This is a genomic window from Paraglaciecola sp. (genome assembly GCF_039943935.1).
GTDB lineage: Bacteria > Pseudomonadota > Gammaproteobacteria > Enterobacterales > Alteromonadaceae > Paraglaciecola.
On sequence record NZ_JBDUZQ010000004.1, the window covers coordinates 177,266 to 204,197 of the forward strand.

Here is a 26,932-nt window from a genome sequence, read left to right on the forward strand (position 1 = left end):
TTATTTCATTGGTGGAGAATAATATATTTTTAACATAGGTTAATATATGTGATTTAGGCTACAAAATATAGCCCTGTTAAAGTAAAGAAGGTAAATTGTAGAATCTATATTCTAGTTTGACTTGGCTGGTGGTTGGTATTAGCAATTTATGTTCTTATCTTATGCTGGCTTAAGGGCTTAGGTTTTTGTTAAATTCAGTGCGGTTTCCTTTGCAATATCGTAGTGATAAATATGATTCTTTTTTACAACTCGATTTAGAATATCACTAAATCGTTTTTTGTTAACATTACTAAGTTGGCGACTTTGTATTTCTTTAAGTAATTCTAAAGTTTTTATTTTCTTAAAATCTAGTAACTCAGCATCAACTAAACCTTGAAGTAGATTTAAACTAAAGGCGAGTTCTCTGGGAAACAAGATATAGGCTTGGTAAAATTGCTTTGTGGCTTCTACAAACTCTTTTGCTGCATACTTTCGTAAGCCATTCTTATTGTACTCAAGAGCTTGAGGTTTCCTTTCTCCAATGCTTTCCGCTCCTTTAGCTATAAGCATTGAGGATACTGTTTTTTCGTTTTCGTCTTCAATGTGTTTGAGTTTTTCTTCGCCCAACTCCAAAAATTCCTTGGCTTTGATTGTGTTGCCGATATTTTGCCATACCATTACTGCGTCAGTAATGGTTGAAATCTCTGAATTTCGAAGGTCTCCCATACCTTTTCGGGTCAACACTTCGTGAGTCTTTTTTTCGTTTCCTTCTAAAAAAGCCACAATGGCATGCATGTAGTCTTTACGAATAGTGAGTTCTGGGTTTAATGATTTTCTGCCTGCGGCTCCGATTAAGTATTTTGCCACTTTTAAACTTTCATGCCGTTCGTTGGCAAGTTTTTGTTCTGCTTCAAAAATATAGCAACGAGCTAACTCAAGTGATATTTCGTCGAAATGCTCTCGGTTTGAGCGGTTGGACTCTCGCTTCTTTTCTAGAAATTTAATTGCATCCTCACAGCGATTTTGTGCTTGAAATATATGGGATTTCAATTGGCACGCTGGAATAGATAGTTCTCCTTCATTAATTTTTCCCATGTAAAGTTCAGCTTTACTGTATTGATTTTTTTCTACATTTATTCTAGCTAACCATTCACAGGCTTTACCGTTTGTGAGTTGTGAGTCAGTTAGGCTTGTTAACAGTTCTTCACTTTGCTCCACTTTACCGTCTAGGAATAGTGCCTGAATGAGCCCCCATTTCGCCCAAAGCACCTTATCGGAGCGCTCTAATATTTCAGAATAGAGTTCACGAGCTTCACTGAAACGACTAAGTTTAGTTAATATTTGAGCCTTTAATTTAACCATGGCAGAGCGGAATCTTGGCCTTTCGTTGGCAGCAATTAACGAATCTACAGATTTTAGTGCTTTTGAATAATTGTCGTCATATAGGTTTTCATAAATTGGTAACAGAAATTTATGTAAATTTAAGCAATTTTTGACACTTTTTTGTAGATTATGAATAGTGTAAGGCTTTACGACTAATGCCTCAGGATGAATGTTGACTATTTGTCCTATGATTAATGGCAAACGATCGTAGGTTATGAACATGACGCATGTTTTTTCATTAATCAGTTTGATTTTTTGTAAATCTTGGACCACTTCAACCCCATTTTTGTATAGGCCGAGGTGAAAATCCATCAGTAATAAGTCAATTTTATTTCGCTTGATGTTCGCCTTGAGCTCACTGCCATTACTAAAGCAACTTATATGCGAAAACCCCATGCCTAAAAGATGGTTACGAATATTGGCTCGAGCCATTCCGTTATCTTCGACAACGGCTACTTTAACTTTGTGAAATGACATAACATCTTTATAAAAACAGTAATCAAGAAGTAGCATAACAAGATACATCAAGAAGATAGCGAGCCTATTTAAGGTGTAAGTATGAAAATATAGAACTATAAGATGCCAAGTTTTATGAGTTTGGTATATTGAGATTAGTCACTTAAAATTTCAACATTACGCTAATGTTTGAGTAATGGTTTTGTAACATTTTCAGCTCGAGTTATGTTAATAGAGCTCAACCTGATAGGAGTAAAAAAATGTCTATGGAGACCGCTTCAGTCATTTTTGAAGAGCTAGAGTCATGCCATGGCGTTAAGATTGGGCATGCAAAATTAGCTAACGGGAGGGCTTTGAATGCCTTAGCCTTAGGTATGATAGATTTACTTTACGCGCAACTTAAAAAGTGGCAACAAGATGAAAACATCGCCATGGTTTACATAGACGGGGATGGAGACAGAGCTTTTTGTGCAGGTGGTGATGTGGTGTCTATGTTTCACACCATTGCAACAACCAACAGTACGCCAGCTAGCTCAGATGAATATGCGCTGCAGACCTACTTTACCCTAGAGTATGAGCTTGATTATCTTATCCATAATTATACCAAACCCTTGCTGGTGTGGGGGAATGGAATTGTTATGGGAGGAGGTTTAGGTTTGATGTGTGGTGCAAGTCATCGTATTGTGACGACAAGTTCACGTATTGCTATGCCCGAAATAACTATTGGTTTGTACCCTGATGTTGGTGCAAGCTTTTTTTTAAATCACATGCCTGCAGGGTGTGGTTTGTTTCTTGGGTTAACTGGAGCAAGTATTAATGCTGCTGATGCTCTGCATACTAATTTGGCTGATTATTTTGTGTCTGATGGCCTCAAGAAGCCTTTTTTTGAAAAACTGTTATCAGCAAATTGGCAACGTGGTTCCTTAGTCGCCACTCTAGATGAAATATGTGAGACCTTTCAAAATGCTAGCTTTGAGTTTTTACCACAAAGCCACTTAATTCCTCATCAAAATTGGCTGCATAAATTAGCTGACTTACCTTCTGTAAGAGATACAGTTAAGGCTATTTTATCAACACCTAGTGAATCAGATCTTTGGCTTAGTAAAGCACAAAAATCCTTGAGCCATGGCTCTGCTGTGTCGGCTCATATTGTGTTTGAACAACTCTGCCGTGCTCAGAATATGAGTCTGTCTCAATGTTTTCAAATGGAATTAGGTCTGTCATGTAAGGCTGGAGAGTTTGGGGAGTTTCAAGAAGGGGTGCGTGCACTGCTAGTGGACAAAGATGGCAAGCCAAACTGGAAATACAAAACCGTTGAAGAGGTACCTGAATCTGTGGTTGAGTATTTCTTTGAAGCAATATGGCCAGCAGAATTACATCCTTTAGCCCATTTTTGTGAAGTGTAATACTCACCAAATTTAAATTAAGAGAACAACAAGTGAATTTACAGAATAAAGTTATTGCCATAACAGGCGCAGCCCAAGGGTTAGGAAAAGCCATGGCACAAGAGTTTGCAAAACAAGGGGCACACATCGCCCTTTTAGATATGCAAAAAGAAAGCGTTGAAGCTCTAGCTAATGATATAAGAAAGCTAGGCGTAAACGCCCTAGGGTACGCGGTAAATGTGACCGACGAAGTGCAGGTTCAGCAAACCTTTGCCACGCTTGTAGATGATTTTGGTCAGATCAATGGTTTGATCAATAGTGCGGGGATTATGCGTGACGGTATGTTGTTAAAAGTAAAAGACGGCAAGGTTGCAGATAAAATGTCTTTGCAACAATTTCAGTCAGTGATGGATGTAAATGTAACTGGCACCTTTTTATGTAGCCGTGAAGCGGCAACTCAGATGGTTGAAACTAAAAGCCAAGGCGTGATCATTAATATTTCGTCGGTCTCAAGAGCAGGTAATATGGGGCAAACAAATTACTCGGCTTCTAAAGCTGCGGTAGCCACTATGACAGTATCTTGGGCAAAAGAATTAGGACGCTTCAAAATACGTACTGGGTGTATTGCACCAGGGTTAGTTGAAACGGCTATGGCAGCGCAAATGCGACCAGAAATGCGAGAGATGTTTATTAAAAGTATCCCTGCGCAGCGTCTTGCCGAGGTAGAAGAGCTGGCTCATGCCGCTAAGTTTATTTTTGAGAATGATTACTTTACCGGCAGAACGCTAGAATTAGATGGTGGCACTAGGGTATAGGATGTCTAACCCAGCTAAATGGGTTACTGTAAATTGGAGAGTACAACATTAGCCCTTATTTATTTCTAATGTCGTACTGAACTCCTTGGATTAACTGGGCTAATCAATAATATCTTCAGCAGGTGTATTTACCTTAGGAAAAGGCTTAGCTTGTAATGTTTTAACAGGCTTACGCTTTATTTGTTTTTGTAAATACTTGATGGCCGCTTCTAGTTGGGCATCTTCGCCATTATAGGTGGCGTAAGGTAAGTTACTGACTTCTATATCTGGAGAGATGCCTCGACCTTCTGTGATCCAGCGCCCATCCATAGCAAATACTGGAAATTCAGCCACCCTTGCTATGCCTTTATCAGCCTGTCTGTTACGACCAGTTAACCAAACGCCTGCTCCTGCGGTTTGTTTGCCAATAACCGTTCCTAACTCTAAAGCTTTAACACCAGCAGTAAAGGTTTCGCCATCTGAGTAGGTATATTCGTCAGCTAATATGACCAGATGGCCTCTAAAGGTTTGCTGCATATTGGTGTTGGCTTCTTGTCCTGGGGGTTGCCAAAAAGACCATGCGCGTCTTAATAGTTTTTCGATAAGCCAGCTGTCTACGTTACCGCCTCGGTTTCGTCTTACATCTATGATCAGGCCTTGTTTTTTGTATTGAGCATAAAACTCTCTAGCGAAGGTAGAAACATCGTTGGCACCCATGGCATACAAATGTAGATAACCTAGGTTTTGGTCTGTATCAAATACCTTTTGTTGGTTATAGGTGGTCCAGTCATAGTAACGTTGAAAGATAGCATCTCGTTTGCTGCCGGCTTTAACCACTGTTTTTATGATCTTATCACCACGTTTTAGGTTAAGTAATACTTGTTTGCCCACTTGGTTTTGCAGCGCTTTAACTAAGTCTGATTTACTTTGAATTAATTTGCCATTTATGGCGGTGATAATATCACCGTTTTTAGCGTTAACATCAGGTCTAGCGAGAGGAGCGAGTCGTTTTATAAGCTCGGGATCATTTTGGTAAATGTGGCTGATTTTAAGGCCATCGTCTGTTTGTTGATACTCTGCGCCTAAAGATGCTTGTTGTGGTGCATTTTTATCGTAAGGCATATCGCCGCCGCGCACTTGTGAGTGTAAGGCGTTGAGCTCTCCCATCATTTGCTCAAAAATGTCGTTAAGTTCATTTCTATGGGTTAGTCGAGACAAAAGAGGTTGGTATTTTTGTTTAACTGCTGCCCAGTCTAAGCCTCGCATGTTTTTATCAAACAGAGAATCACGATGCATTAGCCATGCATCGTGAAATATTTGTTGCCACTCTAGCGCTGGGTCTATTGCTAACTTCCAAGCAGATGTTAGTACTCTGCTGCCCGAAGTTGAAGCGGGGAACTTGCCCGCGGCTTTCACCAAGTACATAGAGTTTTTACTATCGGCTCGTCTAATAAATAGGGTGTTACCATCACTCGACAAGGTGTAATTTTGTACTGAACTACTAAAGGTTGAGATTTTGGTGTTAGGTTTGATCTCTATGGCCTTTAGTGATGGTTTGGTATTGGGCTCCGATACTTTGTCTTGTAGATATAAATATTTTTTATTGGCCCGCAAATTGGAATAGTTGCCAGATGGGACAGGAACTTGCCACAATCGATTTTGTATTTGGTTCCAATCTACTTGTGGTTTGTCTTTTACTTGGGCTGTTTCATCGGCTTTATCTTGTTTGCTATCTGTCGTATCTTTTTTAGTCTCAGCATCTAGCTCATTGGTATCGCTAAAAGGAAATTTTGCATCCTCTTTAAGAGATATAGCGAATACTTGAGTCCGTCTGTCAAAACTTGGCCCCATGTTTCTGTCACCCCAAGGTGATCTTGGATAGCTATTAAATTCTCTGTCTGACAAAAAATATAACCATTTTGAATCGTCTGAAAATGCCGGAGAATAAGAGGCATATTTTTCAGTGGTTAGTAATTTTTGAGTATTGGTGGCCAGCTCAATCAGCATGATTTGGCCGCGCTCAGCTTTAACGCCAGAGTATGAAAGGGCGATCAGTTGACTATCTTTAGACCATGTTAATGATGCAACAGGGCTATTGCCTTCGTTTCCAGATAACAGCTTGTTATTGCTTAGTGTGTCTAAATCGAGCAACCATAGATCGCCATTTTTATCATCATGGACCAAGGTTTTCCCGTCTGGTGACAAATATAAATTCCATCTAAATAACTGTCCATCTGTGGTGAGTTGTTTCGAGCCTTCTGAACCGTCAGCTGGATATTGCCAGACTTCTATTTCGCCACTGCTGTCATTTAAAGCGTATACCCACTGATTGTTGTGGCTTAGAATAGCTTTACGGGTACGAGAGTCTTTGGGTGTGGCTATTTCAACTAAGCGTGAATTGTCAGTGTTAGCAATAGCAACTCTGCCCCTTGCTGTTAACACTACCTTTTTGGCCGAAGCTGCTTGCGATGCGCTGGTCAAATAGTCCAAAGGCTTGTTTATCCAGCGTTCACGTAAATGGGCGAAATCAGACGTAAGGGAAATATCTAAGGTCTTGGTTTGTTTGTTTGAAATATCAAATAACTTGATGTCAGCGCCTTGCTGAAAAACAATTTTGTCTTGATAAATATTTGCAGAACGTATTTCCCAGTCTTTAAAGTGTGTAAGTTGGGTTTGGCTTTTACCGTTTAATTTCATGGACCAAAGATTATCTACACCACTTTGATTGCTGATAAAATAAATTTCATCATCAGCGAGCATAGTGTTGCGAATTGAGCCTTTATGTTTTTTGCTTAAAGGCGACGCTTCTTTTTGTGAGCTTAATGTGAACTTCCATAGTTCACCTGTCGCACCACCTTGGTAGGCACGAGCGTTGTCTGTTGATACTTGTAACCCAAATTGCACAAAGTAGAGTTCATTGTTGGTGGCAATGGTGCCTTCAACGGCATCAGATAAAGGAAGAGTGTTGGTTTCTAGTGTATTTGGATCTAGTTGCTTTAAGGTCCAGTTACCTATAGGGCCAATGCGTCCATTGTAGCTATACAGAACTTTACCGTCAGGGCTCCAACCATGGTTTTTGACGGTAACGTTTTCAAAGGTTAAGCGTTTGGCTATGCCACCTTGAATAGGCATGATGTAAATTTCAGGAGAATCGGTGTAGTTGGCCACAAAGGTAATCCACTGACCATCATTTGAAATATGGGCTTCACGCTCTTCGTTGGGGTGAGTCGTGAGGCGTTGTGCGTATTGCTCTCCAAGGGTGAATTTCCATAGGTCGCCTTCTGCTGTAAATACTAAGGTATCACCATGTAAGGTGGGGTATCGATAATAACCTGGAGAAGCCCAAGCTTGTTGAATAAAGGTGATACACAGTACCAATAACAATACACGTATAGCAGACATAACACTTCCCTTGATTTATAGGTTCTTATTACTGAACTATCGCAATTTGTCATACAAAGTAAAAGACTGTTTTATATGAAACCCCCAATAAAAAGGTCAAAGTGAATATGCCCCTAATGTTACACTTAGCTATATTGAGTTTAATTGTAAATATTAGGTGTTATGAGTAAGCTTTTTTCTCCTTGGATATGCCCATCTTGTCAAAGTACTTTGGTTTTAAATCAGAATGTATGGCGCTGTGAAAACAACCATAGCTTTGATCTCGCTAAAGAAGGCTATGTAAACTTGTTACTAGCCCAAAATAAAAATAGCAAAGCTCCTGGCGACAACAAACAAATGGTAAATGGCCGTAGGGCTTTTTTAGAGTCTGGCCTTTATCAGCCTTTGGCACAAACCATAACGGGTATGTTCAAACTGCATCTGCCTTTCTCTGAACCTGAAAACAGTATCAATATACTGGATGCAGGGTGTGGTGAAGGGTATTACCTTAATTGGTTGGCTGAAAACCTAACATTGCCTAGTGATGAATTAACAATTCATTATAGCGGTGTCGATATCTCTAAATCTGCGATACAGAAAGCCGCGAAACAATACAAAAAACAGCAGTATGCGGTAGCAAGTACGTTTAATTTGCCAGTGTCTAGCGCTAGCCAAGACGGGGTGTTACAAATATTTGCACCAAGCAGCGAATCAGAAATTCATAGAGTGTTAAAAAGCAAAGGAATTTGGGTAGTGGTTAACCCTGCCGGTGACCACTTGCAGCAGTTTAAATATGCTTTATACGATGCGCCCACTCAACACCAAGCTAAATCTATAGAGCCTGAAGGCTTTATATTAAAGCAACAGTTTAATTTAAATTTCGAGTTGGAGCTGAATGATAAAAAACAAGTTGAAAACTTGCTTATGATGACACCTTACTACTGGTCTGCTACGGAAGAAAAACGGCAACAACTAACAGAATATGTAAGAGAGGTTACGGCTGACTTTGATATACGTGTTTACGTCAAAAAGTAGCCTTAATTGATTGCTGTAAATTTGGCTGATTGCCATTGAATCCAATAAAAATAAAATGAAGAGGCAATATGAATTCTTGGGTTAAAGACTCTATTCAAAAGATCAATGCAGACTTACACCGTTCGGCTGATACCCATTTGTTTAAATTGGATATCCCCAGATTAACCAATATTGATATTTACTTAAAAGATGAAAGTACTCACCCAACGGGCAGCTTAAAGCATAGGCTCGCCAGATCACTTTTTTTGTATGCTCTGTGTAATGGAAAAGTTAATCAAACAACTACCATTATTGAAGCTTCTTCGGGAAGTACTGCTGTGTCTGAAGCGTATTTTTCAAGAATGCTAGGTTTACCATTTATAGCTGTTATGCCTCGTAGTACTGCCCAAAGTAAAATTAAATTGATAGAAATGTACGGTGGCCAGTGCCATTTTGTAGACTCAGCTTCGCAAATGCATGGCGAGTCACTGCGTTTAGCGTCTGAGCTCGATGGTTATTTTATGGACCAGTTTAAACATGCAGAACGAGCCACTGACTGGCGGGGTAACAATAATATTGCCCAAAGTATATTTCAGCAGATGGAGCGTGAGCGATATCCGGTTCCTGAATCTGTGGTCATGAGTGCAGGTACTGGCGGAACATCTGCCACATTAGGGCGTTATATTTTGTATCAAGGTTTTAATACTAAGTTGGTGGTTGTTGACCCTGAAAACTCTGTTTTTTACGACAGCTATATGAAAAAAGACTCTACTCTTATTAGCGACAAATCAAGCCGGATTGAAGGTATAGGGCGCCCTAAAGTTGAGTTATCTTTTCAGCCTGATGTCATTAACCACATGATAAAAGTGCCAGATGTTGCCAGTATCGCTACTATTCATTGGTTAGAAAAACTAATAGGCCGAAAGGCGGGCCCATCTACAGGAGCTAACTTGTGGGGAGTCTTACAGTTAGCAAAAGAGATGTTAGACAATAAGCAACAAGGCTCTATTGTCAGTGTAATGTGTGACAGCGGTGAACGTTATTTAGATACCTACTACAACCATACTTGGGTAGCTGAGAATATTGGTGATTTAGAAGATGTCACCAAAGCACTAGAGTGGTGGTTAGTTAGAGATTAGCCTGTAGTCAAACGTCCATCTACAATTCTTTTTTTTCATTTAAATATAGTGAAACGAGCTAACTGTTTTCAGTCAGCTCTACCTCGAACTAACATATTTTATTTAGATTTCATTTTGGGTTTAATTAGGCCTAAAGCTTGCTTGTTATGTGTACTGAAATGTGAGTCTTTTGAACTTATTATTTACAGAGGCCACGTCATTATTAATATAAATTATGATTTTAACGTTGCAACTTATTAACAATAAAAAGACCAAATGTCTTAACTTGGTGACATATTCATGGAGATAGAAGTCAAATGCAGTGCAACAGGAGTGAAAAGCATAATAGAACAGGTTGGGCTCAAGTTTTATTAATATCTCTATTTTGGGGTGTGCTGATAGCCATAGCCTCTCAGGTTTACGCCGCAGACATGAGTCGCTCTGGTTTTTCCGGGCGCTTTGTTGATGGCATGATTTTACCAGCCTATAAGCCACTAAAAATTAGTGGGCAGGGGCCACAAGGGCAAACCTTAGATGTAAAGTTGATAAAAAATAATGCCACCGTCTCAATGGCCAGAGTGACAGTAAATAGCGACAACTATTGGTCTGTTACCTTAGCTGAACAAAGCCCAAGCGGGCCATATCAACTTAAAATCATTGAAAAAAAACGTACAAAAGTGATTAATGATATTTATATAGGCGGCAGGGTTAACGAGGTAGATAACCCAGAAGGGCGCATTATTTTGTCAACGACCCTAAGCGACAATATGTATTTGGAACCCGGTGAAGACATTAAGGTTAGTGGTTATTCAGCCCCTAAAAGCTCCTTAGATATAAAGCTTATAAAGGATAAAACCACGTTTACCATGGCCAGAGTAGAAGCCGCTGGTGATGGGCAATGGCAAGTAATTATGCCAGGTCAAACAGCAGGTGGGCCATTTACGTTACTTGTAACCAATGGCAAGTTTAACAAAGTGGTTAACGGCATTATTATTGGGCAAGCCGACATAAAAAAGCCAGTAGTTAGCCAAATTAAAAATGAGTTTTTAAAACCAGACTTTGATGATTCATCGTGGCCATTAGCTAATTTACGTTCACTAGAAAACCTACCTACCAATCAACCTTTACTAGTTAGAAAATATGTCAACTTTGCGTCAGCTCCCAGCAAGACTATTCGTTTTAATTTGGGAGACAACCATCAGGTTAAACAGATTTATATTAATGGTGAGTTGTTAGATGATAAAAGTTGGACCAAGGGCTCGCTAACTATTAATGTACCTAGCAGTATGTTGCATTCTGGGCCGAACCTTGTAGCTATGATTTCTAAAGAGCATTGGGACAATACACGCTTTATTGGGACCGCAGGACGTTTCAGCCTTAGCATTAATAACCATGATCTAGATTTAAAGAGCAGCTGGCGAATTTTTAATTCGTCAGCTGAAGCGTTATAATATCTAACCATTTATGTACTCTTAGATTGAAGGGTAGGTTGAAGTGAAAAACGAAATAGACAGTAAATTTGTATTATCTGTATTTGATAAAATGCGAGAGCATGGTGAAAAACAACAAGAACAATATATTTTAGGGGGGCTAAAGGGGTCAACTGATTTTGACGGTTACACCCTGTTTATCGAAGATGCATTGGTGATGTTGCGATTTGGTTTTCACAATCAATATGCTTTTGAATATGAAAAAGAAGAACATTTAGAGCAATTTTTGAAGAAAATGACAGCAATAGAGAATAGATATTAGAACAAGGAGCCGCAAAGGCCGTTCGGTTCGTTTATCAAGCAAGTGTTTTTGTTACCTTTTGATGTCTAGAGCAATGCGCCCTGTATTAGCTTGTCTTTTGTTTCGCATTTAATACTTATTAACTTAACTCGGTAGAGTTGATGTCGCGAGAAGTTAAAGTTATTGGCTTTGCCAGCAAGTACTGTCAGTTGCTGCATCCTCGAAGATTTAACACACTCTACTAGACGTTGGCGTTATGTTCGGATTAGGCCTGTTTAACTCTTGCAAAATCAATGACTGTGCTGAAATCTATGTGCACAGGCCTTCAACCTTTAGGGACGAGTAGTTTAGTTATTTAATAATACATTAAGTATTGTTTAGTATAATAAAAGCCACTGTTATTAAGCTGAGGTTCATATATATTAGAAGGCACTTCCTTTGATACTTATCATGAAAAAGTGAACTCAACTATGTTGTTTATGTTAATTTTTGCTTCTCTTGCTTTGTGCATTTTATTGTATTTCAAGCAAAGCCCCAAAGCTGGCAAGCAGTCACTCAATACGCTAGTAAAGCATAGAGAAAAGCGAATGTCGCTTATGCCTGTTGTTAAAAGTGATTTACCTGATGCAGCAAAAGTGCATGCACATGAAAAAAAATTAAAAGAGCTCGAATACGCTGAAATACCTGAGAGTTTTTATCAATTTGAGTTAATTCAAGATATAGATTCCGATACGGAAATTGACATCAAAAATCACTTGCAGACAATTCGTAAGCCTCATCCCTTACTGCAACACTTAGTACATAATATTTCTGACCCTAAAAAATTATATGATGTGATTAAAACTGATCCTGAGCTTGTCGCTAAAATAATTAATGTAGCTAACTCACCGCTATTTGGTTTGGAAAAACCCATAACTAATGTAAATCATGCCGTTATTTACTTGGGTGTTATGCAGGTTAAAAATATTGCCACTCATTTTGCGTTACAAGAAAGTGTAGCTTTTGGAGATAAAAGTCAGCAGTTGGCTTATGAGAAAATTTGGTCAGCTGGTTTTTTGGCTAGCTCTATTGCTCAGTTGTTGGCCCAGGAAATGAATTTAGATAATTCTGCTGAATTATCTACTAGGTGTCAGTTGAGCTATTTAGGTGATATATCAATTTTATTTTCAGAACCACAAACAGCTGAGTTATATTTAGGAAAAGTAAGCTTTTTTGATCGTATTGATAGGATACAAAAACTAATAGGTACGAATCCGAGTGTGCTGGCTAAACTATTGGCTGAACAATGGAAACTTCCACAGGAAATATCAGCTAATATTTACTTAGGGCTATTACCCTTTAATAACTCCCTAGCTAAGTTAGGGTTGCCAGAAAGACAAGTGAAGGAAATCTTGCTTTGTTATATCAGTTGTCGTTTGGCTGATATTATTTCCTTTGACCACAAAACAGATTTCATCAATAGTCAGGATTTGAATTTTGAACACACCCAAAGGCTTGAGTTTTTTCACATTGCAGAGCAAATTGAAAATGTGCAGTTTGAAGAGATAAATAAAACTTTTGCTAGCCCTAAAGTAAAAAACAAAATTACAGAGTTGATAGCGGGAATTAAAGAAGACAAATCGATATGAGCATTTAGTCTTTTACACTGGCAAATAATGGTGCGTTACATATTATCAACCCTTCTATGCTTACGACCTTGACCTTTCTTTTGCTTAACATTTTTTGAAAAAAACATCGGCATAAAAAACCACGCCCAATAATTATTTGAGCGTCTAATCGTATCGATGTTTAATGGTGCTCATAGAATGTATCAACTTTTGTTTTTGGTGCTATCTGTAATCACTGATACTAATAATGCAGGTAAAAAACTTAAAGTTAAGAAAGTTGAAACTAATATCCCACTTAGTACGATAATTCCCACTCCACGGTACAGTTCTGTACCTTCACCGGGAATGACTACTAGAGGTGCTAGCCCAAAAATGGTGGTGGAGGTTGACATTAGAATGGGCTTTAAACGCTTATTGACGGCTTGTAAAACGGCATCTCTTACCATCATGCCTTGTTCTAATACATAGCGGCGTGTTTGGTCGACTATTAAGATAGGGTTATTGACCACAGTACCTAGTAAGATTAAAAAGCCTAACATAGTGATCATATCAAAAGGCTGATGGTATGCAGCGATCCCCATTGAGGCAAATAAGGCATTAGTGCCATTGACGGTAACCAAGCCTAATAACCCGCCTGCCATACCAAGTGGTACGGTTGCTAAGATAAATATGGGATAACGCCAATGGGTAAAAATAGCCACCAATAATAAATAGCTAAGCACTAAAGCAATAATGAAATTATTGGATAAAGCGGCTTTTGTTGCTTCAAGTTGGTCTGCTGCGCCACTAATACTCACATTAATTCCTTGGGCGATTTTGCCTTGTTGCCATAGGGTAGGTAATAGTTCTTCACGCACCTTTTTCTCGGCGGTTTCTAGTGCTATATCTCGCGGAGGAATGATATAAACCGTCACTGTTCGATTTCCATCAACTCGGCGAACCGAGTTGCTGTTTTGGCTTTCATGTAAGTCTGCTAAGGCATTTAATGGTAAAATTTGTCCATTTGGGGTAACAATTGGCATGCTTTCTAGTTGTGATAAATTCTGTTGATTACCGGCTTCACTGAAAATGAACATATCCACTTTGTCATCATTTAAAATAAACTCATCAACATAAGCCCCATCACTCATGGCCGAAACTGTGTAACCAAAATCGCTATTGCTGATACCCAACTCAGCTAAGCGGAACCAACGAGGTTTAATTTCAATGAGAGGTTGATCTAGAGTCAATGAGCCCGGGTCAGAATTGATTTGAGGGTTATCAAATATCGTGTTTGCTTGCTGATAAACAGCATCTGCGGCCTGATATAAATCAACTACATTGCTTCCTGCAATATCTACAGCTACGGCGCGAGTGCCACCGTCGTTACTAGAAATTATGGAGCCTCTGGCAGAAAATGCGCGCATGTCTGGATAGCTCTTAAATTTTTCGGTTATGGCGGTCATCATTTGATTGATATTGGCTGGATCTACCGGTGCGCTTAGAAACCAAATTCGCCCCACTGACACCGACATTGAATAGTACTCTAAGGGCGGCATATCGGTTTTACCAGCGTCAAAATCACTGCTATCTGCCATTATATAATCTTTGAAGTAGGTGCGTAGTTCAGCACCAATTTTTTGCATTTCTGATAGGTTATAACTGGGCGGGGCTATCATCATAGAAAATGCTTTTGGCTCTTCGCCTTCTGGCAAATATTCGGCTGCTGGCATCAGTGAATATGCTGCGCCCAAAATCACAACAATAAAACCTGCTACTGAGACTCTAGCTCTGGATTGACTAACGGTGAACCAATCCGCTAGTTTTAGCCACTTTTTTGAAAGTGTTAGGCTTGTATTTTGTTTAGCATCAGTCTTTTGAATGATGTTGGTCATGGCTACTGGTACCAAGAATATAGCCACTAACATGGAGGCTATAATTGCTCCTGATATTGCAATGGCAATATCTGAGTATAATTGCCCCGCTTCTTGGTCTATAAATAGTATTGGGGCAAACACTAAAACGGTGGTGGCGGTTGACGCGAGTACAGCTGGCCATACTTCGGTGACACCATTTATGGCTGTTTGTGCTTTCGAAATACCTTTACGTTTTGCCTGAACAATGGACTCTAGCACCACTATAGTATTATCAACCGTCATGCCTATGGCGAATGCCACACCGGCTAAAGAAATTATATTGATGGTGCGACCAAACATTTTCAGGGCTAAAAATGCGGCGATAGTACACAAAGGAATGCCCAGTACCCCCACTAATGTGGCTTTTCCTGACCGCAAAAAGTAAAACATTACTAAGGTCGACAAAATAGCCCCTAAGGCTAGATTCTTCCAAACGTTTACCAACGAGCTTTTGACGTATTTGACATCGTCACTGGTTAGGACCAATTCTAAGCCATTCTGAGCCAATAAGGTTTGATTGATGTCCTCCACTAAAGGCAACATTGCGGCTTTTATAGCGAGTACATTTGAGCCTGATTCTCGATTTACTGAGAGCCTAATTGTGCGTTCACCATTATTAAAAGACACCCCTCTAACTTCAAAGTGATCTAAGGTAACGTCTGCCACATCTTTGAGTAATATGTTTGCGCCATTGTTGCTGGTGTCACGACGCACAATAAGGTTTTCTAATTCAGGTAAATGTTCGAATCGCCCAATAACACGCAATAGGTAGCGACTCTTACCGCTTTCGATATCGCCCGCAGATGAATCGCTATTTCGGTTACGTATAGCTGTTCTAAGCTCGGTTAAGCTAATGCCTCTTTGTGCTAACTTAGCGGTATCGACTTTAATTTGAATTTGCCTCTGAGCTCCACCATTTACGCTGACTTCTGAAACACCGGGTACGCTTTCCATTCGAGGGCGAATGTAGTCATCTGCATAATCACGCAATAAGTCTACATCTAGCTGCATGGGGTTACCAAGTTGAGGTTTTAAGGTAAAGTGCATAAAAGCATTACCAGAAAAAGAGCTAGAGTAAATACGAGGTTGGTCGACATTTTCTGGATAAGCCGGTACTTGACTTAAAGCGTTGTTTACTCGAATCAAGGCATCATTTGCATCTACGCCAAATGGAAACTCAAGCTCAATATTGGCAGAGCCCATTTCAGCGTAAGATACCATGCGGGTTAAGTTGGGTAGCCCGCGTAAATACCTTTCTTGTTCTATGAGTATTTCTTTTTCGACGTCTTGAGGCGTTGCTCCTGGCCAACCTGTATCTACACTTATGGTCCGTACTTCTAAATCGGGGATCATTTGCACCGGAATACTGAGTGCTGCAACTAATCCTAAAATAGTGACTATAAGTACGATGACAGTGACTAATGTGCCACGTTTGACGGCTTCGGCAATCACAATGAAGATTCCGAAGTTACTTCGACTAAAGCGTCATTTTTCAATACCGCTACGCCACTAATAACCACAGGTAATTGACCGGCAATACCCGTAATTCCCACTAATTCACCATCATTCTCAACAATGCTAATACTCACTTGTTTGGCTTGGTTTTTAACAATGGTAAATACACTATTGCCGCCATCGGGGTGCTGTTTTATGGCTGACTTAGGTACCCATGCTATTGCTCGTTCACTTGAGGGTAAATTTATCTCTGCTTGGGCAGACATACCCACTAATAAACCTGCGTCACTAGGTAACTCAATTAAGCCGACTAAGGTGCGGCTTATATTTGCTGCGCTGTTGACTACAGTATTTAACTTAGCAGGTATACTGGTTGCATCAATGAAATCAGGTGTGACTGCTACCACTATGTTCTTTGAGCTTGATAGGGTGCGGTAATATTCCTGTGGGATCGATACAGCTAAACGCAGATTATCTTGTGAAACTAACTGAAAAATAGGGGTTTGCTGAGTAACCCACTCCCCAATATTGACATACCGGGCTGTTATGAGACCAGCAAAGGGGGCTCTCAGTGTATGCCGCGATAACATACTTTGTTGTAGCTGCAGTTGTGTATTGGCTTTACGAACTTCTGCGTTAGCAATGGTAACATTTGCTCTTAGCTCTGCTATGAGGGTTTCGGCTGCAAGTTGCTGTTGTGAGAGCTTTAGCGATTCTTGATACAAACGCTCAGATTCTTGTTGTGCGGCTATTGCTGCCTCTAGCTCAGCTTGAGCTTGTTGCACTCCTAGCTCAATTAATTGGGAGTCCAATGTCATCAAGGTTTGGCCTTTTTCTACTGCTTGCCCCTTTTCAACTAGTAATGAAGCAATTAGTCCTGCTTGAAGTGATGCTAGTGATGATGATTGAGGAGCTTCAACTGTGCCAATCAATAATAGAGACTCAGTTTGTTGGCTAATTTTAGGGTTAACCACTTGCACCCTTACGGTCTCTGCTAACGTGAGTTCGCTGAAAAGGAGTAACGTTAATATGCACAACTGGGCTAAAAAATAATTCTTCATTAGAGGCCTATATGATTTTGGAGTAGCCGAGCTAAGCAGATAGAACCGCCCCATGGAATTTGTTGTTAATTATAAATAGTAACTATTCTCATCAAGCCTTGCAATGATATTTAGTTACCTTATTTAAGGTTTGCATTGAAGGTTTATACTTTTTTCATAGAGGCGATTTACTTAAATTTTTTTAAGTATTTTATATTATGCCATATCAACCTAGCACAGATATTTACACTAGAATTATCCTAATAAACATATCAATTACCTTAAAGCCAAAAACGTTTTTTTTGCAACAACATAAAATTTTGTGCAATGAATAAATGTGTTATCAGTAGAAGGTTGTTTGACGGAAAGTTATGTAATGGAGGCATTAGGACAATCATATTAGTTGATGCTTTCTTAAGTATAAAGAGACCTAACACTGAAAAAAATTAGGTCACAATTAGTTACTTGAGGTGTATGGAGAGTTAATAATAGGCTGAAGCAAACGTAATAACTAGCTACATTACAGGCTTTCTATTTTCGCTAACATTTGACTAAATTCAGCTAGTTCTAACTCTAAGTATTCTCCACCATCTAACCATTCTACGCCAATCATGACGTTATCTTCAGCTAAGTCCTCAACCCAAAACTCTAACCAATCTGCAAGGGTAATGGCTTTAGGAGTGTAGTCTTGCCATTCGTCAATGCAGTGTGCTTGAGCAAGTTCAATGCTTGACCATAGTGGCATAACATCGGTATTTTCAAAGTTAACTGAGTCAAGAATGACCCAACCTTCGCTGGCGGTGTCTTGTAATGCCCATAGTGTTTGGGTTTGTTTTACTTTTGTCATGAAATCGGCAGGTGCGGGATTGGTGTCTGTCATAATAAAGTGTCTTTTATTGATATATGGCTAACATTCTACGGGGTTCGGTGCATCAATGCCATGTTGCAGAGATATATGTGCAACCCTGCTTTAAACAGCACGCTACAGATATTGGTTGTTTTGTTTAGTAGCAACAAAAAAGCCCTAAATACTTAGGGCTTAATCATGGTCTATATGAACTCTAACTCATCTTCTGGTGACATTCCGAGTTCACGAAGCTCCTGTTTTAGTTGATGTCTATCGCGAATAGCTTCGATTTCTCGCCATTTACGTTTGCTGTTTTTAGTCTTGGATGTACGGCTTTCTGAATCTAACGTTGACAATAATTCGGACTTATCCATTTGGAACCTCTTTATCATTATTTATAGCGCAGTGATTACAACAATACCTCTTTTAAGCAAATGTGATTTTTGTTCACAAAACAGCAGCTTATAAGATATGTACCATACAGCAACCTAAAATAGAACAATAATTTGCCTATTTTATTTCTCAGATTTGAATTGTTGATGCAAAAGAAAACTTTAAAAGCTTTAATTTAACTACTGTAAAGCCACCTTAGATTTAGTTATGTTGTTAGGTGTATTGTTCTTATAATTAGGTGGTTGGAGTATTTGAATGTTAGGAAAAGTACTTTTTCCATATTGAGCAAAGTTGTTGCGTATCACTCAATAGTGCAAAGTTGATGGCCATAGCTGATAAGCTTGCATCATGAACTTGAGGCTCGTACGCCGCACAAGCATCGGTAACAACAATGGCGTGGTAATCTAAGTGAAATGCATCTCTGACGCTAGACTCAACGCAGCATTCGGTGGTGACACCACAAAATACTAAGGTGTCGATATTTTTTTGGTCTAATTGCTTGTCTAACTCGGTGCCATGAAATGCGCTATAGCGGGTTTTATAAACAACAGAATCTGAAGGCTCTGGGAGAACTTTGAAAAAATCACTCCCTTTAGTTCCAACTCGACAAATTGCGCTTTCTATTTCAGGATCTCTACCTTGACGACTCATCCATTTTTTCCAAGAAGGAGAGTCTGTTTCTTTTGCTGTTTTTAAGCCAATAAAATAAATAGGGACGTTGGCTTTACGGGCGGCAGTGACTATTTTTTGGCAGTTGGCAATAGCGGTTTGAACCGAGTCCATGTTTAAACCAAACTGGCCTAACAAACCATCTGGACTCGCAAAGTCTTGTTGTATATCAATAATACATAAGGCTGTGCGACTAGGCTCAATCCAAGAGGCTTGTAAGGTTGTGACTTGACGTTGGGCTGAATCAGCCATAGTGCGCTCTTAAGTCAGGTAGAATATGCTGGCCAAACTTATGTAATCCTTTTTCGTAATCATCAAAGATGATCATCACACCATCCATTTCAGTGTTATCTATGACGTCTATTAGCTGCTGCTTTACTGACTTTACTGTGCCTACTAACTCGCGGCTCATAAAAGCTCCTTGAGAGCGAATCACCATGGCATTGTCTTTCAATGCGGGATCAATTCCATAAGAGCGCATCATGCCCTCAACTGCCCCTGAATCTTTTCCTGCTCGGTAATAATCAGCTTTGGCTTGTGCTGCTTCTTCGGTGTCTTCAATAATTAAGATGGCCATGCAGTAACACTTCACTGAGGTGTTTAGTTGATCTGCAATGTCACGCGCCATGCGAGTGATTTTTAAGGTTTCTGCATCATCTTTTCCACCTACAAAACAGGCATCTGTATTTTTTACAGAAAAGCGTAAGCCACGCTCTGACTGGCCTGCACATACAGTAAATGGTTTTTTAGATGGTTTAGGTTGTGACACACAATCTTCAAATTTAAAGTACTTACCGTCGTAATTGACATGGTCTTCTTGCCAAAGCTTATGAACTAACTCTGTCCACTCTTGGGCATAAACATAACGTTCATCATGGTCGACGTCATCGCGCCAAACACCCATTTGATTAAGCTCATCTCTGAACGACCCTGACACTATGTTAAGCCCTGCACGACCGCCAGATATCTGGTCTAAGGTGGCAACCATTTTAGCGATGGCGGCTGGATTCATCATTAAGGTATGCACAGTGGCAATAACTTTTGCGTGGTTCGTGGCTTCTGCTAAGCCTGCCATCATAGTAATTGATTCTAAGGATGTGCCCCAATGCTCGGTTTTGCCCCCATAGCCACGCCATTTAGCCATGGACATGATGAAGTCCATCTTGTAGCTATCAGCAATTAGGGCTGCTGTCTTATTTTGTTGATATGTGGCATCTAGAGGTGGGGTGTTTTCTGAAACAATCCAGCCGCCATTTGCTATAGGTAAAAACACACCAAATTCTTTTTTATCAGTCGTCATTGATATTATTCCTTTTCTGGAACGGTTAACGGCATAACGGCAGATATCTATTGAGTAGGTGAGCTATCTGTCAGTGGTTGCTTTAATCGAGGTGGTTGCATAAAGCAAATCCCAATAAAGATAAGTATTGGAAGGGTGCCAATGATTAAAAAAGGTGGAACGAATGTGCCAGTTACATCTTTTAGGTATCCGCAGACCAATGGCGCAGCCGCCGCAACTGTGGCGCCTAAATTTAGTATTGAAAATAAGGGTAAATATGGCCCTGTACCAAAATAGCGAACTAACAAAACAGTACAAGACAAGAAGGTTAATCCGAATCCAAAACCAATTGCAAATGAATAAAAACCTAAGGTGATGATTGTTTGCCCAAAACTAAGGGCAAACATACCTCCTCCTAGTAACAACAGTGCTATTTGTAGCATGATTTTGGGCTCAACAAACTCTCCTATAAACCCTCCAAATATTCGAGATATGGCGTTACAAAATGCTTCAGCTGACAGCAAGGTACTGGCTAAAGCAAATGTAATTCCTACTTCTGTTAAATGTGCTACTGAAAAGCTATTGACTGTAATGCCAACAAATAACACCGTTGAGTAGGCCGCAAGTAATAGGAGAAACTGAGGTGTTCTTATGGCCTCTTTGAAGGTCCAAACTTGTTCTGTGGCATAAACCCTCTGATTGCCCGTATCCACCAATGCTTGTTCAGGTGGGTGCTTTAGTCGTTTTGAATCAGTGAATAGTAAAGATGTAAGCATTAGTATAACTGATACTATAATTGCTCCTAGCATCAGCAACCAATGATAACGCCAATTTCCTAACATATCGGTTGCTAACCAAACGACTATAGGACCAACAACACCTCCTAAGCCGCCTACTGTGTAGTAGAAACCAAATGCAGTGGAATGCTTTTTAAAAAAGTGAGTGATAACGTAAGTGCCGGGCACGGAGCCAACAAAGCAATAACCGGTACCAACTAAAATACAGCCACAAAAATAAGACAACGGTGTTGCTGTCATGAACAACATCATGAACCCCACGCTTAATAAGGCGAGGCCTGCTAGAAGAGTATGTGATAAACCCCACCGTTTAATAGTGATTGTAGGTAAGTAACTCCCAATTCCGCATGCTAGGCCTAGGCATGTGAAACCTAGGCCAGCGGTTGTCCAATCCCATTGAAGCTCTGAAACCATAGCAGGCAATACTACGCCTAAAGACGTAAAGGTTGCTGCGGTAATCACAAAGAAACCAAGACTAAAGGCACACAACACGAAACGCGCTTGTATATCAGCGGTTAACTTACCCATAAGGTCTCCAATATTTTATCATTATCATTTTGACTACTTTCTACAAGTTGTAGTGAACTGACATACGCCATTCACGACCCTTACCCGGTAATACTGCCACATCGCCATATATATCTTGTAATGGGGTGAAATAGGTTTCGTCTAACACGTTGTCTACGTTCAAGCTAATGGACCAGTCGTTGTAATTGACGAATAGTGCCGCTTGCATCAACAAGTAGCTAGGGTACTTAGTGGAAAACTCGGTGAAGCCAGAGGTTTCTGTTACATGACGCACACCCCATGTTGTCCCTACGCGGTCAAACATACCCACTTCACCAGCATAGGTGGCATAAACACTTGTCACTGCGTCTGGTATACGAGTATCTTCTAACGCACCTAAATAATATTCACTGCCAGTTAAGGCATACAAGCTGTCAGAGAAATTGAAGGCTGCTACAGATACCCCATAGTTGGATACATCGTCTAAGCCAATCTCTCTAGGGTTAATAACATAGTAGCCATCATAACCGTCAACATATTCGGTTTTTTGCTTATTAGATGTAATGCTGAAGCTTAGGTTGTCGGTGGCAAGAATACGTAGTTCGAGCTCGACGCCTTCGCTTTCAGTGCGGTTTACGGTGCTACCTGCGACAGTGCTAAGTTCAGTTCTTTCTTGATTATAACCAGAGAGTGAACCTGTCACTATTCCATCGAACAACTCTAATTTAACCCCAGCTTCAACTAGCTTGCCATCTGATAACCATTCACCATCAGCGATTAAATCAGGGGATACTTCACCTGCTTGGCTAAATTCGATAGCAGCGGACTCAGCGTAACTAATGTAAGGTCGAATACCTGAAGGTAGGTCTAACAATAAGGTGGCGCTGTAGGTAAACTTGTCATCTGTATCTTTGGCTTCTGTTACGCCAGCATAAGAGTAGGTAGGGTCACCATTTTCAGTGGAATCTAAGTCGTAATAGTCGTACCTAGCACTCAATGAAAGATCCCAAATATCCATAGTTGTGGCATCAAGCATTGCAAAAATAGCGTTGTCGGTCCACGTTGATTGAGTATCTAAATCCCAAAAGAAATCAGAATTAAAAGGAGAGCCCATAATATCATTTGGCATAGCGCCAACTGATAAATCCCGACGACTAATGGCAATTTGCCCACCGTTATAAGATGCTTTTTTACGGGCATCATAATAGCGGCTGCTTAAGCCGACATTGTAAACACCTGTGATGGCGTCGCTGTTATTACCGAAAGTACTAATGTAAGACACCCTAACTTCGAATGTTTTCGCTAAATAATCAGCAGGAAAGCCATAACTTACAAAGCGCTGGTTATCTAAATAATCAGCAAAAACTTGTATTTTTAATTGGCTGTCATCGTCATAGGATTTGATAAGGTCTACAAAACCGGTAAAGGTGCCGGTATCAGAAAAGTCATTGTCACTGATGTAGACATCTTGTGGTGATAATTTGGTTGTGCCTAGATTGGTATCTAATGCTGCTACATCACCATCGGCGTATAAGTAAAAATCTGGATAGTGTGTCAGTTTAGCAAAGTAGGTAGGGTCCTGTGCAGACAGCTCTGTCCATTCCATCTGGCCATTACCATTTGTGTCTACTAAATCAGTATCCTGTCCGGTTTGGTAGGTGCCATTATCTATTAGCTCTTGGGTGACTCTGTTCCAGCCTAGGGTTTGCACATAACCTTCAGAAGTATATGACATCAGGCCCGCTGCTAGCTTCCAGCTATTACCTATTTCAAAATCAGCCGATAATTGCAGCATTTGATGTTCTGGGGTAATGCCATTATAAAAACTCCCAGAGTCTTCTAATTCAATGTAGGCATACACGCCGCCTTCAGCTTCTGAGATATTAACAGGTACACCTATCTGAAAACTGGCATTTTTCTTATCATAAGAGCCAAAGGTGACTTGGGCTTCACCGACGACATCAGGTAAAAAGCCACCAAACTGGCTGAGCCTAGCTGTCTTTGGCTCAAGGTTTAACAAGCCGCCTATTTTACCGGGCCCAAAGTTTGCTGTGGGCGGCCCTCTCAAAATGTCTACTCTGGAGGTAGAGCCTATTGGTGTTTGGTAGGTTCCTCTATTTTCAATACGCTTGAACCCATGAAAATAAGTTTCGGCCATTGTGCCCCTAACATTTAAGGCCCCTTCAACTCCATAAAATGAAGCAGTAAAGGTACCGGGTGCGACTGCCGTAAGGTCATCCACTGTAGTTACACCAAAGGCTTTTAAGGTTTCGTCTCCGACAAAGGTGGCAGAGCGACCTGTTTCTAACAGTGACTTTTCAAAACCAAAAAGCAAACTACTAGGTTGATTCTCTAGAAACCCTGCAATATCCCGTTTTGCAGTTATCGATATAACTTCTACTGCATCTTCATCAGTAACTTGAGTGGTATTATCCGTCGGTATTGTCTCTTGAGCCAATAGCATGTTTCCTGAACCACTAATCACAACCGCAGCGATTGAAATAAATGCAAAAAACTTATCTAATTTTCGCATAGTGTGGATCCTTTTGTTTATTGTGGTGTCAAGGAAGGTCTTACACTATCAATTTAGTCATCGTTACTTTGCCATCACCTGTTGAAGTACTTGACTATTTATGCAACCAATGACGTTTAACTAGCAGATATAGAGTGTGCGAGTATTATATACTAGTTATATACGTTGAATTTAATCTATTATATCTATTCGAAATAATAAATGTCTGTTCGGTTGATTTTTAAAAAGAATCATTTGCACATAAAAATATTGTCGGTCTCTAGAGAAGGTGAATCAATTTTTAATTTAAAAAAGCCAGACATCGTAATTCTAATAAGGAAACATAACTGATCATGAATACTTTAGCTAAAGCTGTAACTGTTGGTCTATTAGGTTGTGCGTGTTTTCTCAGCTCAGCAGCAGAGCTTGCCGATGGGCCCATTATCTTTGGTTATGGAAAGCACACTTCCGTGAAACAAGATATGAAAATTGCTAAGGATACAGAATTAAAAGTAGTATTTGATATTGCTAAACCAGGCAAAGATGGTGGGTTAAACCGAGGCTTTGATAGCGTGGCTCGTTTTTATAATATGCATGCTGCTAACGGGATCCCAAAGAAGAATATCGACTTAGTGGTTGTGGTTCATGGTGGAGCTACAAATGAAATGCGTAATACTGAATCTCATCAAGCTAAGTACGGTAAAGAGAATCCAAATGAAGAACTGATTGCTACTCTACTCGCTAATAATGTCCAGTTTGTGCAATGCGGTCAATCGGCCGCTTTTCATCAAGTTGATAATGAGGATTTGATTGAAGGCGTTGACATGGCTTTGTCTGCAATGACTGCTCATGCGCTTTTAGCTGCTAAAGGGTATAGTCAAAACCCTTTTTAATTTTAAACTGTGGTCAGTGACAAAAAAGGCGGGTGATATTCTATCATCCGCCTTTTTAAGTGTGTGTTTACTGCTTTAAATTAATTGTTAGCCGCTCTAAATTTAGCAATTAACTGGTTAGTTGAAGCATCAAAACTTAACGGTGCATCAGTGTTAACAAGTTTATCTAATACCTGATTACCTAGTTCTTTTCCTAGCTCAACACCCCATTGGTCAAATGAGTTCACACCCCATACTGCACCTTGTACAAATACTTTGTGTTCATACATAGCAACTAAAGCGCCTAGTGTTTTAGGGTCTACTTTATCAAACAACATAGTATTACTTGGTTTATTGCCAGGCATAGTTTTGTGAGTGGCAAGAGAGTTTAACTCTGAATCATCCAATCCTTTTGACGCTAAATCTACTTTACACTCTTCAAAGGTCTTACCTTGCATTAAAGCTTGGGTTTGACCAAAACAGTTAGAAGCTAACATAGCATGGTGGGTATCATCTTGGTTAGGCACATTCAGTGGTAACATAAAGTCAGCGGGTACTAAGACTGTACCTTGGTGAATAAGCTGGTGGAACGAATGTTGGCCGTTAGTGCCTTCACTTCCCCAGATTATTGGTCCTGTTTCATAGTCTGTTGCTGTTTCTGCACCAGCTATGCGTTTACCATTACTTTCCATATCAAGCTGTTGCACATATGCAGGGAATCCTCGTAAATAATGGTAATAAGGCAGCAGTACATGACTTTGAGCCCCAAAGAAATTGACATACCAAACCCCTAAGAGCCCTAACAACAGTGGCAGGTTTTGCTCTGCAGGAGCCGTTTTGAAGTGCTCATCCATGTCAAAAGCACCTTGAAGTAGTTCACGATAGTTGTCGTAACCTATAGTTAACGCTATCGGTAATCCAATCGCAGACCAAAGTGAGTAACGACCACCTACCCAATCCCACATCGGGAAAATATTATCTTCAGCCATGCCAAACTCAGTGGCAGCTTTGATGTTAGAAGATACGGCAATAAAGTGTTTTGCTATATCTTGCTGCGTACCGCCGGCTCCTAAAAACCATGCTTTAGCAGTCAGCGTATTTTGTAAGGTCTCTTGGGTGCTGAAAGACTTAGATGACATAACAACTAAGGTTTCTTCATGGTCTACTGTGGCTAAAACATCCTGAATGTGACAGCCATCTACGTTCGCCACATAGTGTACTTTTACGCCCTCAAACCAATAAGGTTTTAGTGCTTCCGACATGATTTTTGGACCTAAAAAAGATCCCCCTATACCAATTGCGACAATTTCTTTTAAAGCTTTGCCTGTATACCCTTTAAGCTCACCACTGTGAACACTCGCCACAAAGTCTTGAATTTTTTGTTGGCATGCCAATACCTCTGGCATCACATCTTCACCGTCAACTAAAACAGGCTTTCCTGAAAAGTTACGAAGAGCTGTATGCAAAACTGCACGTTTTTCGGTGTGGTTTATGATATCACCAGCAAACATGGCATCGCGCTTTTCTGAAACCTGACATTCAGTAGCTAATGTTTGTAATGCACTAAGTACTTCGTCAGTGATTAAATTTTTTGAAAAGTCTAACTCAATGCCACAAGCTGATTCGGTGTACTTTTCTGCTCTTTGGGGATCGGCTGCAAACCAATCTCGCATATGTTGAGTTTTTATTTGTTCTGCTAGGCTTTCTAGGTTTTGCCAAGCTTTAGATTCAGTCAGTGCTGTCATAGGAGACCTCGAGTGTAGAGTGATATAAAAATAATGACAAAAAAGCGCCGCAGAACGACGCTTTTTTTTAAAC

The 26,932-nt window shown here is 40.1% G+C and carries 19 protein-coding genes; 8 read left to right on the forward strand and 11 right to left on the reverse strand.

From position 1 onward, the window contains the following. Positions 1-177 precede the first annotated feature (177 nt). The gene (locus ABJD71_RS02710) at positions 178-1,839 is read right to left on the reverse strand and encodes a response regulator (protein WP_348164159.1); all 1,662 of its coding nucleotides are present in this window, start codon (positions 1,837-1,839) and stop codon (positions 178-180) included. A gap of 239 nt (positions 1,840-2,078) precedes the next feature. Between ABJD71_RS02710 and ABJD71_RS02715 the strand changes: the two genes are divergently transcribed. Both ABJD71_RS02715 and ABJD71_RS02720 read left to right on the forward strand, forming a co-directional pair. Beyond that, positions 2,079-3,224: an enoyl-CoA hydratase/isomerase family protein gene (locus tag ABJD71_RS02715; protein ID WP_348164162.1), complete on the forward strand. Its 1,146-nt coding sequence runs from the start codon at positions 2,079-2,081 to the stop codon at positions 3,222-3,224. A 32-nt stretch (positions 3,225-3,256) separates the two neighbouring features. Further along, positions 3,257-4,018 (forward strand): SDR family oxidoreductase, encoded by a 762-nt coding sequence (locus ABJD71_RS02720; RefSeq protein ID WP_348164165.1) that lies wholly within the window; start codon positions 3,257-3,259, stop codon positions 4,016-4,018. 99 nt (positions 4,019-4,117) lie between these two features. On the opposite strand, the gene ABJD71_RS02725 is transcribed toward ABJD71_RS02720, so the two are convergent. Beyond that, complete coding sequence (locus tag ABJD71_RS02725; RefSeq protein ID WP_348164168.1) at positions 4,118-7,399, reverse strand: S41 family peptidase; 3,282 nt, start codon at positions 7,397-7,399, stop codon at positions 4,118-4,120. 162 nt (positions 7,400-7,561) lie between these two features. Between ABJD71_RS02725 and ABJD71_RS02730 the strand changes: the two genes are divergently transcribed. The 5 genes from ABJD71_RS02730 to ABJD71_RS02750 all read left to right on the forward strand — a co-directional run bounded on the left by ABJD71_RS02730 (position 7,562) and on the right by ABJD71_RS02750 (position 12,869). Next, positions 7,562-8,413, forward strand: coding sequence for a putative RNA methyltransferase (locus tag ABJD71_RS02730; protein ID WP_348164171.1), 852 nt, complete (start codon positions 7,562-7,564; stop codon positions 8,411-8,413). 68 nt (positions 8,414-8,481) lie between these two features. Then, the gene (locus tag ABJD71_RS02735) at positions 8,482-9,531 is read left to right on the forward strand and encodes a PLP-dependent cysteine synthase family protein (RefSeq protein ID WP_348164174.1); all 1,050 of its coding nucleotides are present in this window, start codon (positions 8,482-8,484) and stop codon (positions 9,529-9,531) included. Between the two features lie 296 nt (positions 9,532-9,827). After that, positions 9,828-10,961, forward strand: coding sequence for a DUF1533 domain-containing protein (locus ABJD71_RS02740; protein ID WP_348164177.1), 1,134 nt, complete (start codon positions 9,828-9,830; stop codon positions 10,959-10,961). Positions 10,962-11,004: 43 nt separating this feature from the next. Continuing rightward, a complete protein-coding gene (locus tag ABJD71_RS02745) occupies positions 11,005-11,262 on the forward strand; it encodes a DUF3081 family protein (RefSeq protein WP_348164180.1) in 258 nt (85 codons plus the stop codon). A 575-nt stretch (positions 11,263-11,837) separates the two neighbouring features. Further along, a complete protein-coding gene (locus tag ABJD71_RS02750) occupies positions 11,838-12,869 on the forward strand; it encodes an HDOD domain-containing protein (protein WP_348164183.1) in 1,032 nt (343 codons plus the stop codon). A gap of 182 nt (positions 12,870-13,051) precedes the next feature. On the opposite strand, the gene ABJD71_RS02755 is transcribed toward ABJD71_RS02750, so the two are convergent. The 8 genes from ABJD71_RS02755 to ABJD71_RS02790 all read right to left on the reverse strand — a co-directional run bounded on the left by ABJD71_RS02755 (position 13,052) and on the right by ABJD71_RS02790 (position 24,263). Then, the gene (locus tag ABJD71_RS02755) at positions 13,052-16,195 is read right to left on the reverse strand and encodes an efflux RND transporter permease subunit (RefSeq protein WP_348164186.1); all 3,144 of its coding nucleotides are present in this window, start codon (positions 16,193-16,195) and stop codon (positions 13,052-13,054) included. After that, entirely contained in the window at positions 16,192-17,259 is a 1,068-nt protein-coding gene (locus ABJD71_RS02760; RefSeq protein ID WP_348164189.1) for an efflux RND transporter periplasmic adaptor subunit, read from the reverse strand. Before ABJD71_RS02760 ends, ABJD71_RS02755 begins: the two co-directional genes overlap by 4 nt. Positions 17,260-17,758: 499 nt before the next feature. Beyond that, entirely contained in the window at positions 17,759-18,118 is a 360-nt protein-coding gene (locus ABJD71_RS02765; RefSeq protein ID WP_348164191.1) for a DUF2750 domain-containing protein, read from the reverse strand. 170 nt (positions 18,119-18,288) lie between these two features. Then, positions 18,289-18,459 (reverse strand): DUF3545 family protein, encoded by a 171-nt coding sequence (locus ABJD71_RS02770; RefSeq protein ID WP_348164193.1) that lies wholly within the window; start codon positions 18,457-18,459, stop codon positions 18,289-18,291. Positions 18,460-18,736: 277 nt separating this feature from the next. Beyond that, the gene (locus tag ABJD71_RS02775) at positions 18,737-19,399 is read right to left on the reverse strand and encodes a cysteine hydrolase (RefSeq protein ID WP_348164196.1); all 663 of its coding nucleotides are present in this window, start codon (positions 19,397-19,399) and stop codon (positions 18,737-18,739) included. Then, on the reverse strand, positions 19,392-20,447 hold the full coding sequence (locus ABJD71_RS02780; protein WP_348164199.1) for an LLM class flavin-dependent oxidoreductase: 1,056 nt from the start codon (positions 20,445-20,447) through the stop codon (positions 19,392-19,394). Before ABJD71_RS02780 ends, ABJD71_RS02775 begins: the two co-directional genes overlap by 8 nt. Before the next feature lie 47 nt (positions 20,448-20,494). Then, a complete protein-coding gene (locus ABJD71_RS02785) occupies positions 20,495-21,751 on the reverse strand; it encodes an MFS transporter (protein ID WP_348164202.1) in 1,257 nt (418 codons plus the stop codon). 40 nt (positions 21,752-21,791) lie between these two features. Continuing rightward, a complete protein-coding gene (locus ABJD71_RS02790; protein WP_348164205.1) occupies positions 21,792-24,263 on the reverse strand; it encodes a TonB-dependent receptor in 2,472 nt (823 codons plus the stop codon). A 332-nt stretch (positions 24,264-24,595) separates the two neighbouring features. Here ABJD71_RS02790 and ABJD71_RS02795 point away from each other — a divergent pair, with 332 nt between their 5' ends. Next, positions 24,596-25,135, forward strand: coding sequence for a DsrE family protein (locus ABJD71_RS02795; protein ID WP_348164208.1), 540 nt, complete (start codon positions 24,596-24,598; stop codon positions 25,133-25,135). A gap of 80 nt (positions 25,136-25,215) precedes the next feature. On the opposite strand, the gene pgi is transcribed toward ABJD71_RS02795, so the two are convergent. Continuing rightward, positions 25,216-26,859 carry a glucose-6-phosphate isomerase gene (gene pgi, locus ABJD71_RS02800; protein ID WP_348164211.1) on the reverse strand — a complete coding sequence of 548 codons (1,644 nt, stop codon included), beginning with the start codon at positions 26,857-26,859 and terminating at the stop codon, positions 25,216-25,218. Positions 26,860-26,932 lie beyond the last annotated feature (73 nt).